Raw genomic sequence first — 12,749 nt, 5'->3', positions numbered from 1 at the left:
GTATGGACGGGACTGTCGAGGCGCGGGCGTCGAAACGCGCGATCTGGGGATGGATGTTCTTCGACTGGGCGCAGCAGCCCTTTCACACGCTGATCATCACCTTCGTCTTCGCGCCCTATTTCGCCGCCGCTGTCGCGCCGGATGCGGCGCGGGGACAGGAATTGTGGGGCTATGCGACGGGAATCGGCGGACTGCTCATCGCCTTTTCCTCACCGGTTCTCGGCGCGATCGCCGATGCGAGCGGGCCGCGCAAGCCGTGGATCGCGGTCTTTTCCGTCATCGGCATCGTCGGCTGCTGGATGCTGTGGTTCGCAGCGCCCGGCATGAGCGACCTGACATGGATACTGGTGATCATCGCGGTCGCGGTTTTCGGCATGGAATATGCCGCCGTCTTCAACAATGCGATGATGCCGTCGCTCGTCCCCCGCTCCGAACTCGGGCGGCTTTCGGGTTCGGCCTGGGGACTCGGCTATGTCGGCGGGCTGATCTCGCTGATCATGGTGCTCGGCTTCATGTCGGCCTCGCCGGAGAGCGGACGCACGCTGATCGGGCTGGAGCCGGTGCTCGGCCTCGACCCCGCGATGCGCGAGGGCGACCGGGCGGCGGGGCCGCTGACTGCGATCTGGTATCTCGTCTTCATCATCCCGATGTTCCTGTTCACCCCCGACGTGATGCGCAGGCCGGCGATCAAGGGGGCTGTGCGCGACGGGCTTTCGAAGCTGAAGCAGACATTGAAGCGGTTGCCGTCGGAGCGCAGCTATTTCTCCTTCCTGATCTCGTCGATGTTCTATCGCGACGGGCTGAACGCGCTCTATGCCTTCGGCGGCATCTATGCGGCGGGCGTGCTGGGACTTTCGATCATCCAGATCGGCATATTCGGCATCCTTTCCAACATCACCGGCGCGATCGGCGCCTATGTCGGCGGGCGCATGGACCAGCGCTTCGGGCCGAAGATCGTGGTGGCCTGGTCGGCGGTGATACTGGTGCTCTGCTGCGCCCTCATCATCTCGACGACGCAGACACAGGTGCTGTTCATGTCGGTGGCGGACGGCAGCGGCCTGCCGGTGCTGGTGTTCTATTTCGCCGGCTGCCTCATCGGGGCGGCAGGCGGGTCGATCCAGGCCGCCTCGCGCACGCTTCTCGTCGATCAGGTCGACAAGGACCGGGTCACGGAAGCATTCGGCCTCTATGCGCTGTCGGGCAAGGCGACGACCTTCATCGGTCCGCTCTCGATCGCGCTCGTGACGGGCTGGGCCGCTTCGCAAGCCTTCGATCTGTCGCCGGTCGATGCGCAGCGCGTCGGCGTGACGCCCATCATCGGGCTCTTCATCATCGGGCTGGTGCTGCTGCCCTTCGTGAAGAGCCGGCACCGGGAGGCGATGGCGACCGGGTCGTGAGCGGCGTCCTTCCGGCCCTTGTCATGGCGGCGGATGTGTCCCACATTCGGCTTGTGTTCAACGAACTGGAAGGAGGTGATCCGATGTCGAGTGTTATCGTTAGCCGTAGCGTGGCCCGAGCGGATCGCCCTTTCGGGAAGCAGCCTTCCTGACGGGGTTGATGCGCGGCCGGGCCTGACCCGGATGCCGCGCTGCGGATAAAGACACGGAAGGGCCGGTCGGCGAGACCGGCCCTTTTTCATTGCCTATTTCGTCTGTGCCAGTGAACCGCGCGGAAATGCTTGAAAGCCGTGCCATCCGTCTTTCGTTCAGTCGCACCAGGGCGCGCGGGCCTTGCCGTCATAAGGGCGCACGATGCCGGCGTTCAAAAGCCGGTCGGCGATAACCTCGCCTTCGGGGGTTTCGATGTCGGCGACGACGCGACCGAAGAACTTGTCGCCATCGACATTGCGGATGTGGAAGGCGCCGGAAACGAGCAGGCCGGCAAGAACGTCGCGCGCGCGGAGCGCAGCCGCCTTTTCCGCCTCGCACGGGGACCGCAGTTCCGGCGCGTCGATGCCGCGCAGGCGGACGGACACGCGCACCGTATGGCCCGGCCAGACATGGACGTCGGCCTCGACCGTGTCGCCGTCGATGACACGCACGAGGCTCGCTCGGACGGGGCCGGTGACTTCGGCGGCATGAGCGGGCTGGGTCAGAAACGCCAGAAGCAAAATAGGAATAAATGCCATACGGCATTTATTCCTATTGCAGGCGATTTGGCAAGGGGTTCAGGCGGAAAGGCTGAGCGGGGCGTCGGCGGCGCGGGGCGCGCGGCGCAGTTCGGCGGCCATCGGCTCGGAATTCTGCTCGTAGGTCCAGACCTCGAACTTGTTGAGTTGATGGGCGCCGAAGGTGTGGACGATCGGCACGTCGGTCGCGTCGCGGCCGCGCGCGAGGACGACGCGTCCGGTGCGGGGAACGTTGTGACGGGCATCGAACGTGTACCAGCCGCCGTCGAGATAGACCTCGAACCAGGCGGAGAAGTCCATCGGGGCGGGATCGACGGGCACGTTGATGTCGCCGAGATAGCCGGTCGCGTAGCGGGCCGGGATGTTCATCGCGCGGCAGAGGGTCACGGCGAGATGGGCGAAGTCGCGGCACACGCCGACGCGCTCCTCATAAGCTTGACCGGCGGTGCGGCTGGCGCGGGCATAGCCGTAGCTGAACGAAATCCGGTTGTGGACGAAGTCGCAGATCGCCTGGACGCGCTGCCAGCCCGGTTGGACGTTGCCGAACAACTGCCAGGCGATCGGCGTCAACAGGTCGGTTTCGCAATAGCGGCTGCCGAGGAGGTAGACCAGCGTTTCGGCCGGCAACTGGTCGACGGGGACCTCGCCGGCATTCTCGGCGACCACGTCGGGCTTGCCCGAATCCTCGACGACCGCGTCGTAGCGCACGGTGAAATCGCCCTGCGGCGCGACGAGGCGGCGGCAGCGATTGCCGAACTGGTCGACATAGGTGCGCATCGGCACCATCGGATGCGAGGTGACGCCGCTTTGCCAGCGAATGTCGGCCCGGCGGTCGGGGTGGAGATCGAGCGAGAGGATCAAGGGTGTGGGTTGCGTGCAACCGATCGCGATTTCGTAGCCGAGACGAATGAGCATACCGCAACCCTTTCCCTGTGTGATGTCCAGGGTCTAACTCGCGGCGTGTCCGGCTGTTCCTCCCGCGGTGCGGCAATTCGTGCGGCAAGCGATAGATTAGAAATCGCTTGCGCGTCCTTTCACTTCCCAGTCGCCGTAGCGGGCCGGATCGCGCCCGCCGCGGCCGCCTTTTTCGACCGGCAGATCGGCCTCGGCGGCATCGTATTCGCGCCGGCGCGCTTCGGCCTCTGCCAGCGCACGGTGGGCGGCTTCGGTGAGAAGGCGGGGGGTGGGGGCGTCGGCTTGGTCGGACATGGCGTCTTCAAGGCTGCGATATTGAAACAAGGGCTTGATCTTCCCATCATATAAGCCGCATTCACGCGCTTTGCGACCGCCCGACGAACGAGGACAGGACAACGAGATGAACATCATGCGCACCGCCATGCTTCTGGCGTTCATGACCGCGCTCTTCATGGGCGTCGGCTATCTGATCGGCGGCTCGGGCGGCATGATGATCGCCTTCTTCGTCGCCGCCGCGATGAACCTCTTTTCCTACTGGAACTCCGACAAGATGGTCTTGCGGATGCACAATGCCGTCGAGGTCGACGAGCGGTCGGCGCCCGAATATTACGGCATGGTGCGCGACCTCGCCGCGCGGGCGCAACTCCCGATGCCGAAGGTCTATCTGATCCGCGAGGACCAGCCGAACGCGTTCGCCACCGGGCGCAACCCGCAGAACGCCGCCGTCGCGGCGACGACGGGGCTTCTCGACCGGCTGACCTATGACGAGGTGGCGGGCGTGATGGCGCACGAACTGGCGCATGTTCAGAACCGCGACACGCTGACCATGACGATCACCGCCACGATCGCCGGCGCGATCTCGATGCTGGCCAATTTCGCGTTCTTCTTTCGCGGCGGCAACAACAACAATCCGCTCGGCATCATCGGCGTTCTGGTGGCGATGATCGTCGCGCCGCTGGCGGCGATGATGGTGCAGATGGCGATCAGCCGGACGCGCGAATATGCCGCCGACCGGCGCGGCGCGGAGATTTGCGGCAACCCTCAATCGCTGGCCTCGGCGCTGAACAAGATCGCGACTGCGGCGGGACGCCTGCGCAACGACAATGCCGAGCGCAACCCGGCGACGGCGCATATGTTCATCATCAACCCGCTGTCGGGCGAGAAGATGGACAATCTCTTCTCCACCCATCCCGACACGCAAAACCGCATCGCTGCGCTGATGAAGATGCAGGGCGAGTTCGCGCCGCCGGCGGCCGCGACGACCTCCGCCAGCGGTCCGTGGGGCGGCAATTCGCCCTCCGGCCCGCGAGGCCCGTGGTCGTGAGTGCTGTGAAGGCCGCGCGCAGGAAGCCACAGCAGACCGAAACCCATGACGAGACGCCGGGCCTTCTCGCCCGGCGCGTCGCCGCGCGCCTTCTCGCGGCGGTGATCGACACGAAGACATCGCTCGACGGACTGACGGACGGCGAGCACGGCCACCCCCAATATCGCGCGCTCGATGCGCGCGACCGCGGGCTGGTGCGCGCGATCCTGACGACGGCGCTCAGGCACCGCATGGCGATCCAGGCGCTGATCGATTCGCGGCTCGACCGGAAATTGCCGTCCAATGCGGCGGCGCTGACCCACATCCTCCATGTCGGCGCGGCGCAACTCCTGTTCCTCGACGTTCCCGACAGCGCGGCGGTCGACCTTGCCGTGACCCATGCCAAGGCCGATCCGCGCACGCGCCGCTTCGCCAACCTCGTCAACGCCATCCTGCGCGAGATCGGGCGACGAAAGGAGCGCGCGCTGCCGGCCGTGCTGGCGAAGACGGTGGAGGCGCCGGACTGGTTCGCGAAACGGCTGGAAGCCGCCTATGGCCAGGATCAGGCGCGGGCGATCCTCGACATGCACCGCCACGAGGCGGCGATCGACCTGACGGTGAAGTCGAATCCGGAAGGTTGGGCCGAAAAGCTGGGCGGCTTCGTGTTGCCGACGGGCTCTGTGCGGCTGACCTCCATCGACGGGCCGGTTTCCGAGCTTGCCGGCTTTGCCGAGGGCGAATGGTGGGTGCAGGACGCGGCCGCCGCCTTGCCGGCGCGACTGATGGGCGACATTGCGGGTCTGCGCGTGGCCGACATTTGCGCCGCGCCGGGCGGCAAGACGGCGCAGCTCGCGCTGGCGGGAGCGAGCGTCGTCGCGATCGAGAAGGTGCCGAACCGGGCGAAGCGGCTTGCCGGCAATCTGGAGCGGCTGAAGCTCGAGGCCGAGATCGTCGTGTCGGACCTGTTCGAGCACAAGCCGGCCAAACTCTACGACGCCGTGCTGCTCGACGCGCCGTGCTCCTCGACCGGGACGATCCGCCGGCATCCGGACGTTCTGTGGACGAAGACGCCGGAGGACGTTGCGCGGCTCGCCGGCCTTCAACGGCGGATGCTCGACCATGCGGCGACGCTGGTGAAGCCAGGCGGCACGATCCTGTTCTGCAACTGCTCGCTCGACCCCGAAGAGGGCGAGGCGATGATCGCGAAGGCGCTCGCAGAGAACCGGAAGCTGGAGCGCGTGGCGTTTGCGGCGGGGGAATTTCCCTTCGTCGACAGCTTTCTCGACGCCGACGGCGCGGTGCGCACGACACCGGCCGGGCTGCCTGACGCCGACCCCAAGCGCGCCGGTCTCGACGGGTTTTATGCCGTACGGTTACGGGTCGAGAGATGAACCGTTCCAATTTGAAACGCATTTGACCTTCGCACAAGCACTTGAATCAGCTATGATTCCTCCAGGTCTGTTGGATTTGCCCTGAGCGGCCTGCAAATGACGACTTTCTGTGCTTCCGGTGCTCGTGGACTTAATGTCCACTCCGCTCCGGTTCTCGAAACCCATCATTTTCGGCGCGCCCAGACCAAATCCATCCAGACCTCGGCTCGTGCAAGTTGAGGACGGCCAGCAGGATGATTTGGCACCGGGATGGTGCCGGGGGCTGCATCGCGGAGCGGCGATGAGGAGGTCGGGGTCTTGGCAATGGCGTTGAACTACGATCCCCAATTGTGGGGTTTCGTGGCGAGCGAGGCATGGCGCCGCGCGCGCCGGCGCCTGCGTTCGGGCCCGCTCTATCGCTGGCGCTTTTCCGGCCGCACGCCGCAACGCATCCTGATCGCGCCGCCGGATCTGCGGCTCGCCGACGGCGCGCTGGCGCAGGAATTCTATCGCGGCCGGTTTCCGCTCGCCGGTGCCGTCGTTGCGACGGGCGGAACGTCGCCCTTTCGCGCCGAACGTGCGCCGGCCACATGGCTCGAGGCGCTGCACGCCTTTCGCTGGCTGCGCCACATGCGGGCCGCCGAAACCAACCTTGCCGCCGGCAATGCCCGCGCGCTCGTCTGCGACTGGGTCGCGATTCACGGAAGGCGGATCAACGGTCCGGCCTGGGAGCCGGCGACCGTCGCCAAGCGGCTGATCGCCTGGCTGCAACATTCCTCGATCGTGCTCGCGGGCGCAGACATCCAGTTCTACCGCGCGTTCCTGAAATCGCTCGCCGTGCAGATGCGTTTCCTGCGCGCCGTCGCCGGCGAGATGCCGGATGGCGAGGAGCGGCTGCGCGCGCGTATCGCGATCGCCTTTGCGACACTCTCGCTGCCCTCCTCGCCGGCGCGGCTTCATGCGGCGTCGAAGGCGCTGGCGCTGGAACTCGATCGGCAGATCCTGCCGGACGGCGTCCACATCTCGCGCAATCCCGGGGCCGTGCTGGAGTTGTTGGCCGACCTGCTGCCGTTGCGACAGACCTACTTCAACCAGGCCGAGGCACCGCCGGACGCGCTGATCAACGCCATCGAGCGGATGCTGCCGGCGCTGCGTTTCTTCCGGCATCAGGACGGGGTTCTGGCGCGCTTCAACGGCATGGGCGCGACGAGCCACGACCGCGTGGCGGCGATCCTGCACCATGACGACACCGGCGGCGCGCCGATCCTGCACGCCTCGCATGGCGGCTATGACCGGCTGGTGATGGGCGGCACGACGATCATCGCCGATACCGGCGCTCCGCCGCCGCCAGATGTCAGCCACGAGGCGCAGGCGGGGTGCCTCTCCTTCGAGATGTCATCGGGGCGTCATCATTTCATCGTCAATTGCGGCGTCGACAGTTTTGGCGCCGAGGATTTCCGGCTGTTGTCACGTTCAACGGCGGCGCATTCGACGGCGACCGTGAACGAGACCTCCTCGGCGCGCTTCAACCTGCCGAACCGGCTGCGCGCAATGGTCGGCTCGCCGCTGATCGGCCCGATCCGCAAGGTGCGGGCAAAACGGTTCGACAGTCCCGGCATCCAGGGCGTCTCGGCCAGCCATGACGGCTACGTCCAGCGCTTCGGCATCGTGCATGAGCGGGAACTGATGCTGGCGGCGGGCGGCGATGTCTTCGAGGGCACGGACCGGTTCTTCACCGACCGCAACGGCGTCGCGCGGCCGGGACCGGGCATGACGGTGCAGATCAGGTTTCATCTTCATCCCGATATCGGCGTCTTCCGCAACGAGCGCGGGCAACTCGTCCTCAAGGGGAACGAGACGGATATCTGGACCGTCGAGGTCGATGGCGTCGCGCCGGTGGTGGAGGAATCGATGTTCTTCGCCTCGATCGGCGGGCCGCGACACTCGCGGCAACTCCTGGTGGAGATCGATCCGTCGGTTCTGCCGGAGGTAGCCTGGCGGTTTACGCGGGTGGAGAAGGCTGGGTAGCCCTGTCGCGGTCTTCTCGCACGGTTGCGTTCTACCTCGACTTAGCAAAGGCCCCGGTTGATTCACGGCCGATGTGTGATAGGCGGGGCGCACCTCCCCTTTGCCCAAAGGACATCCGCCATGGCCGTCGCGTCGAAGAACATCCCCGCACCCGACCGCGTGCGCGTCGCCCGCGCGCTTCTTTCCGTTTCAGACAAAACCGGGCTGGTCGATCTGGCGCGCGAACTCGCCGCGCTCGGGGTCGAACTCGTCTCGACGGGCGGGACGTCGAAGGCGCTTGCGGAAGCGGGGCTGAAGGTGCAGGACGTTTCCGCCCTGACCGGCTTTCCCGAGATCATGGACGGGCGCGTGAAGACGCTGCATCCATCCGTGCATGGAGGGCTTCTGGCCATCCGCGACGACGCCGAGCACAGGGCCGCGATGGAAGCACATGCTATTGGGCCGATCGACCTCGCGATCATCAATCTCTACCCGTTCGAGGAGGTGCGGCGCGCGGGCGGGGACTATGCGGCGACGGTGGAGAATATCGACATTGGCGGGCCGGCGATGGTGCGCGCTGCGGCCAAGAACCACGCCTATGTGACGACCGTCACCGACCCCGCCGACTACGGCCGTCTCGTCGAGACGCTGAAGGCGAATGGCGGCGAGACGGGCTATCGCTTCCGGCAGGAACTGGCGGCAAAGGCATATGCCCGCACCGCTTCCTATGACGCGGCGATTTCGGGTTGGTTCGCCGAGGCGCTGGAGATCGAGGCGCCGGCCTCGCGCGCGTTCGGGGGCAGGCTGGAAAGCGTGATGCGCTATGGCGAGAACCCGCACCAGAAGGCGGCGTTCTACGTCAATGGCGAAGCGCGGCCGGGCGTCGCGACGGCGCGGCAGCTTCAGGGCAAGCAGCTTTCCTACAACAACATCAACGACACCGACGCGGCGTTCGAACTGGTCGGCGAATTCGCGCCGGAAGCGGGCGCGGCGGTCGCGATCATCAAGCACGCGAATCCGTGCGGGGTCAGCACCGGCGGGACGCTGAAGGACGCCTATCTGAAGGCCCTCGAATGCGACCCGGTCTCCGCCTTTGGCGGCATCGTGGCGCTGAACGGACTGCTCGATGCCGAGGCGGCGGAGGAGATCGTCAAGACGTTCACCGAAGTCATCATCGCGCCGGAAGCTTCCGACGAGGCGGCGGCGCTGGTGGCGGCGAAGAAGAATCTGCGCCTGCTGGTGACAGGCGGGTTGCCGGACCCGCGCGCGGCGGGTCTGGCGTTCAAGTCGGTCGCGGGCGGGATGCTGGTGCAGTCGCGCGACAATGGCGTCGTCGACGCTCTCGACCTGAAAGTGGTGACGAAGCGTGCGCCGTCAGGTGCCGAAATGGCCGATCTGCGCTTTGCGTTCCGGGTCGCCAAACATGTGAAGTCGAACGCGATCGTCTACGCTCGCGACGGCGCGACGGTCGGCATCGGCGCGGGGCAGATGAGCCGGGTGGATTCCTCACGCATCGCGGTGCGCAAGGCTCTGGACGCGGCCGAGATGGCCGGCTGGACGGAGCCGAAGACCATCGGCTCGGTGGTCGCATCGGACGCGTTCTTTCCCTTCGCCGACGGGCTGATCGCGGCAATCGAAGCGGGCGCGACGGCGGTGATCCAGCCGGGCGGCTCGATGCGCGACGATGAAGTGATCGCCGCGGCGGACGCGCATGGGATTGCGATGGTGTTTACCGGGATGCGCCATTTCCGGCATTGATCGGAAGCGCCGCCTTCGATCAAAGGCGGCGCACGATCCCTACTTCTTCTTGTTCTGGCGGTTGGAAACCAGATCGTCGACGACGGCGGGATCGGCGAGCGTCGAGGTGTCACCGAGCGCGCCGTAGTCGTCCTCGGCGATCTTGCGCAGGATGCGGCGCATGATCTTGCCGGAGCGCGTCTTCGGCAGGCCAGGCGCGAACTGGATCTTGTCGGGCGAGGCAATCGGGCCGATCTCCTTTCTCACATGGGCGACGAGTTCTTTTTTCAGATCCTCCGAGCCTTCCTCGCCGGCCATCAGCGTGACATAGCAATAGATGCCCTGGCCCTTCAGATCGTGCGGATAACCGACGACGGCGGCTTCCGAGACCTTGTCGTGGGAGACGAGCGCGGATTCGACCTCGGCCGTGCCCATGCGGTGGCCGGAGACGTTGAGGACGTCGTCGACGCGGCCGGTGATCCAGTAATAGCCGTCGGCATCGCGCCGGCAGCCGTCGCCGGTGAAATATTTGCCCTTGTAGGTCGAGAAATAGGTCTGGATGAAGCGCTCGTGGTCGCCATAGACCGTGCGCATCTGGCCGGGCCAAGAATCCGTGATGCACAGATTTCCGTCGGCGGCGCCCTCGATCACCTGGCCCTCATTGTCGACCAGTTGCGGCTGGATGCCGAAGAAGGGTTTCGTCGCCGAGCCCGCCTTCAGGTCGATGGCGCCGGGAAGCGGCGTGATCAGGATACCGCCGGTCTCGGTCTGCCACCATGTATCGACGATGGGCGAGCGCTTGTCGCCGACGACGTTGTAATACCACTCCCACGCTTCCGGATTGATCGGCTCGCCGACCGAGCCGAGGAGGCGCAGCGACTTGCGCGAGGCGCGCTTCACATGGTCGTCGCCCGCGCCCATCAAGGCGCGGATGGCGGTGGGGGCGGTGTAGAAAATGTTGACCTGGTGCTTGTCGACGACCTCCCAGAGGCGGCCGGCATTGGGATAGTTCGGAACGCCCTCGAACATCAGCGTCGTCGCGCCATTGGCGAGCGGGCCGTAGACGATGTAGCTGTGGCCGGTGACCCAGCCGACGTCGGCCGTACACCAGTAGATGTCACCCTCGTGATAGTCGAAGACGTATTCATGCGTCATCGAGGCGTAGACCAGATAGCCGCCGGTGGTGTGGAGCACGCCCTTCGGCTTGCCGGTCGAGCCGGAGGTGTAGAGGATGAAGAGCGGGTCTTCGGCCTTCATCTTTTCGGGCTTGCAGTCCGGTTTCGCCGCGCGGACCTCGTCGTGATACCAGAGGTCGCGGCCCTCGGCCCAGCCGATCCTGCCGCCGGTGCGGCGCACGACGAGCACGTTCTTCACCGTAACGTGGTTCTTCGCCGCGATGTCGATCGCCTTGTCGGTGTTTTCCTTGAGCGGGATCGTCTTGCCACCGCGAAGGCCCTCGTCGGCGGTGATGACGAAGGTCGATTCGCAGTCGACGATGCGGCCGGCGAGCGCGTCGGGCGAGAAGCCGCCGAAGACGACCGAATGGATCGCGCCGATCCGCGCGCAGGCAAGCATGGCGTAGGCCGCCTCGGGGATCATCGGCATGTAGATGGTGACGCGGTCGCCCTTCCTGACGCCGCGCGCCTTCAGGACGTTGGCGAGCCGGCAGACATGGGCGTAAAGCTCGTTATAGGTGATCTTCCTGTCGTCATACGGGTTGTCGCCTTCCCAGACGATGGCGACCTGATCGCCGCGCTTCTTCAGATGGCGGTCGATGCAGTTGTAGGAGACGTTGGTGCGGCCGTCCTCGTACCACTTGATCGAGACCTTGCCGTCGAAGGAGGTGTTCTTGACCTTGGTGTAGGGCGTGAACCAGTCGATCCGCTTGCCGTGCTTGTCCCAGAATTTCTCCGGGTTCTTGACGCTGTCCCTGTACCATTTCTCGTAGGTTTCCCGGTCGATCAGCGCACGCTTCTTCCATTCCGGCTTGACGCGATGGACTTTCACCTCGGACATGCAGTTCCTCCCGATCGGATTTGAGTTGCGGGCGCGGCCGCTCAAGATGCGGCATTATTAGCATTTGGGGCGCAGGCACAACATTAGACGATGGGTGCGCCGCAAGCAGGCAAGGGCAGCGCGGCAGCACTTTGGGATGAGTGCTGCCAAGCATCTGATTCAATGCGATAAATTTGTCTTGAGGTCGAACCATCGTCAGTAGACGGTTAATGATTGCAGTCGCACACTCATCCCGCTTCATAAGCGAATGCGGGGTGCGAACCATGCAACGTGCAAGTGAAATGGAACTGATGCTCCAGGGCTATGGAATGACCACGGCGCAGATCCTCTACCGGATGCCGGACCATCCCGGCCTGCTACAGACTTTCATCTGGCAACATTACGATCTGGCGCCCAAATTCCCCGAATTATTCCGCTTTCTCGACTTCTGGCGGGAAAAGCTCGACGGACCGCTTCATTCCGTGTGCTACACGCACAAGAAGCTGATCTCGCCGAACGAGTGGAGGAACGTCAGCGGGGAATTGATGATTCACTGAAGACTCCTACCGGCTCCCGAAGATTGCCGAACCGACGCGCACCGAGGTCGCGCCGAACTGGATAGCGGTCTCAAAGTCGCCGGACATGCCCATGGAAAGCTTTTCGACGCGGGCTTCGCGGGCGAGCTTTTCGAGGAGGGCGAAATGGGGGCCGGGGTTTTCGTCCGCGGGCGGGATCGCCATCAGCCCCTCGATGGCGAGGCCGTGAGTTTCGCGGCAGCGCTTGACGAAGGCGACGGTTTCACGCGGGTCGATGCCGGCCTTCTGGTCTTCGAGGCCGGTATTGACCTGGACGTAGAGGCGCGGGTGCTTGCCCTGCCGCTTCATCTCCTTTGCCAGTTCGGCGGCGATCTTCTCGCGGTCGATGGTCTCGATCACGTCGAAGAGGGCGACGGCTTCCTTCGCCTTGTTGGACTGGAGCGGGCCGATCAGATGGAGTTCGAGGTCGGGATAAGCCGCGCGCAGGGCCGGCCATTTGCCTTGCGCTTCCTGCACGCGGTTTTCGCCGAAGACGCGCTGGCCGGCATCGAGGACGGGGCGGATTGCGTCGGCGTCGAAGGTCTTTGACACGGCGACGAGCGTGACCGCATCCGCGCGGTTGGCATCGCGCGCGGCGTGTTCGATCTTCGCGCGGACTTCTTCCAGTCGTTCCACCGCATTCGTCATCCGTCCGGCCATCCCCGCGAGTGTTGACGCTTGTCCCAAACCATGGTGAAGGTCCGGCACGATTTTTCAGT

Annotated in this window: 11 protein-coding genes; 6 read left to right on the top strand and 5 right to left on the bottom strand. The window is 65.2% G+C overall.

What is annotated here, in order from left to right:
- Positions 1-2: 2 nt before the first annotated feature.
- Positions 3-1,397, top strand: a complete 1,395-nt coding sequence (locus tag PZ895_RS06325) for an MFS transporter (protein WP_275838175.1) — start codon at positions 3-5, stop codon at positions 1,395-1,397.
- Between the two features lie 308 nt (positions 1,398-1,705).
- Here the strand turns inward: PZ895_RS06325 and PZ895_RS06320 are convergent, their stop codons facing one another.
- The 3 genes from PZ895_RS06320 to PZ895_RS06310 form a co-directional block, all read right to left on the bottom strand.
- The gene (locus PZ895_RS06320) at positions 1,706-2,128 is read right to left on the bottom strand and encodes a thermonuclease family protein (RefSeq protein ID WP_275838174.1); all 423 of its coding nucleotides are present in this window, start codon (positions 2,126-2,128) and stop codon (positions 1,706-1,708) included.
- 39 nt (positions 2,129-2,167) lie between these two features.
- The gene (locus PZ895_RS06315) at positions 2,168-3,043 is read right to left on the bottom strand and encodes a transglutaminase family protein (RefSeq protein WP_275838173.1); all 876 of its coding nucleotides are present in this window, start codon (positions 3,041-3,043) and stop codon (positions 2,168-2,170) included.
- Positions 3,044-3,139: 96 nt separating this feature from the next.
- Complete coding sequence (locus PZ895_RS06310; RefSeq protein WP_275838304.1) at positions 3,140-3,337, bottom strand: DUF1674 domain-containing protein; 198 nt, start codon at positions 3,335-3,337, stop codon at positions 3,140-3,142.
- Positions 3,338-3,443: 106 nt separating this feature from the next.
- Here PZ895_RS06310 and htpX point away from each other — a divergent pair, with 106 nt between their 5' ends.
- The 4 genes from htpX (at position 3,444) to purH (ending at position 9,481) form a co-directional block, all read left to right on the top strand.
- Entirely contained in the window at positions 3,444-4,367 is a 924-nt protein-coding gene (gene htpX, locus PZ895_RS06305; protein WP_275838172.1) for a zinc metalloprotease HtpX, read from the top strand.
- 5 nt (positions 4,368-4,372) lie between these two features.
- Positions 4,373-5,737 carry an RsmB/NOP family class I SAM-dependent RNA methyltransferase gene (locus PZ895_RS06300; protein ID WP_275838303.1) on the top strand — a complete coding sequence of 455 codons (1,365 nt, stop codon included), beginning with the start codon at positions 4,373-4,375 and terminating at the stop codon, positions 5,735-5,737.
- Positions 5,738-6,040: 303 nt separating this feature from the next.
- A complete protein-coding gene (locus tag PZ895_RS06295; protein WP_275838302.1) occupies positions 6,041-7,744 on the top strand; it encodes a heparinase II/III family protein in 1,704 nt (567 codons plus the stop codon).
- A gap of 120 nt (positions 7,745-7,864) precedes the next feature.
- Positions 7,865-9,481 (top strand): bifunctional phosphoribosylaminoimidazolecarboxamide formyltransferase/IMP cyclohydrolase, encoded by a 1,617-nt coding sequence (gene purH / locus PZ895_RS06290; protein ID WP_275838171.1) that lies wholly within the window; start codon positions 7,865-7,867, stop codon positions 9,479-9,481.
- 39 nt (positions 9,482-9,520) lie between these two features.
- Here the strand turns inward: purH and acs are convergent, their stop codons facing one another.
- Entirely contained in the window at positions 9,521-11,476 is a 1,956-nt protein-coding gene (gene acs, locus PZ895_RS06285; protein ID WP_275838170.1) for an acetate--CoA ligase, read from the bottom strand.
- A gap of 263 nt (positions 11,477-11,739) precedes the next feature.
- On the opposite strand from acs, the gene PZ895_RS06280 reads away from it, so the two are divergent.
- Positions 11,740-12,012, top strand: coding sequence for an usg protein (locus PZ895_RS06280; RefSeq protein ID WP_275838169.1), 273 nt, complete (start codon positions 11,740-11,742; stop codon positions 12,010-12,012).
- A 6-nt stretch (positions 12,013-12,018) separates the two neighbouring features.
- Here the strand turns inward: PZ895_RS06280 and PZ895_RS06275 are convergent, their stop codons facing one another.
- Positions 12,019-12,678, bottom strand: coding sequence for a YggS family pyridoxal phosphate-dependent enzyme (locus tag PZ895_RS06275; protein ID WP_275838168.1), 660 nt, complete (start codon positions 12,676-12,678; stop codon positions 12,019-12,021).
- Positions 12,679-12,749 lie beyond the last annotated feature (71 nt).

Source organism: Mesorhizobium sp. YIM 152430 (assembly GCF_029210365.1).
Lineage (GTDB): Bacteria > Pseudomonadota > Alphaproteobacteria > Rhizobiales > Rhizobiaceae > Aliihoeflea.
The sequence above is the reverse complement of the archived record's forward strand: the minus strand, read 5'-3'. Positions and strand labels throughout refer to the sequence as shown.

Bases quoted from the DNA above. Each gene is read 5' to 3' on its own strand.
- PZ895_RS06275 (WP_275838168.1), bottom strand. From the start codon at position 12,678: ATGACGAATGCGGTGGAACGACTGGAAGAAGTCCGCGCGAAGATCGAA.
- PZ895_RS06310 (WP_275838304.1), bottom strand. From the start codon at position 3,337: ATGTCCGACCAAGCCGACGCCCCCACCCCCCGCCTTCTCACCGAAGCC.
- htpX (WP_275838172.1), top strand. From the start codon at position 3,444: ATGAACATCATGCGCACCGCCATGCTTCTGGCGTTCATGACCGCGCTC.
- PZ895_RS06315 (WP_275838173.1), bottom strand. From the start codon at position 3,043: ATGCTCATTCGTCTCGGCTACGAAATCGCGATCGGTTGCACGCAACCC.
- PZ895_RS06325 (WP_275838175.1), top strand. From the start codon at position 3: ATGGACGGGACTGTCGAGGCGCGGGCGTCGAAACGCGCGATCTGGGGA.
- PZ895_RS06295 (WP_275838302.1), top strand. From the start codon at position 6,041: ATGGCGTTGAACTACGATCCCCAATTGTGGGGTTTCGTGGCGAGCGAG.
- acs (WP_275838170.1), bottom strand. From the start codon at position 11,476: ATGTCCGAGGTGAAAGTCCATCGCGTCAAGCCGGAATGGAAGAAGCGT.
- purH (WP_275838171.1), top strand. From the start codon at position 7,865: ATGGCCGTCGCGTCGAAGAACATCCCCGCACCCGACCGCGTGCGCGTC.
- PZ895_RS06320 (WP_275838174.1), bottom strand. From the start codon at position 2,128: ATGGCATTTATTCCTATTTTGCTTCTGGCGTTTCTGACCCAGCCCGCT.
- PZ895_RS06280 (WP_275838169.1), top strand. From the start codon at position 11,740: ATGCAACGTGCAAGTGAAATGGAACTGATGCTCCAGGGCTATGGAATG.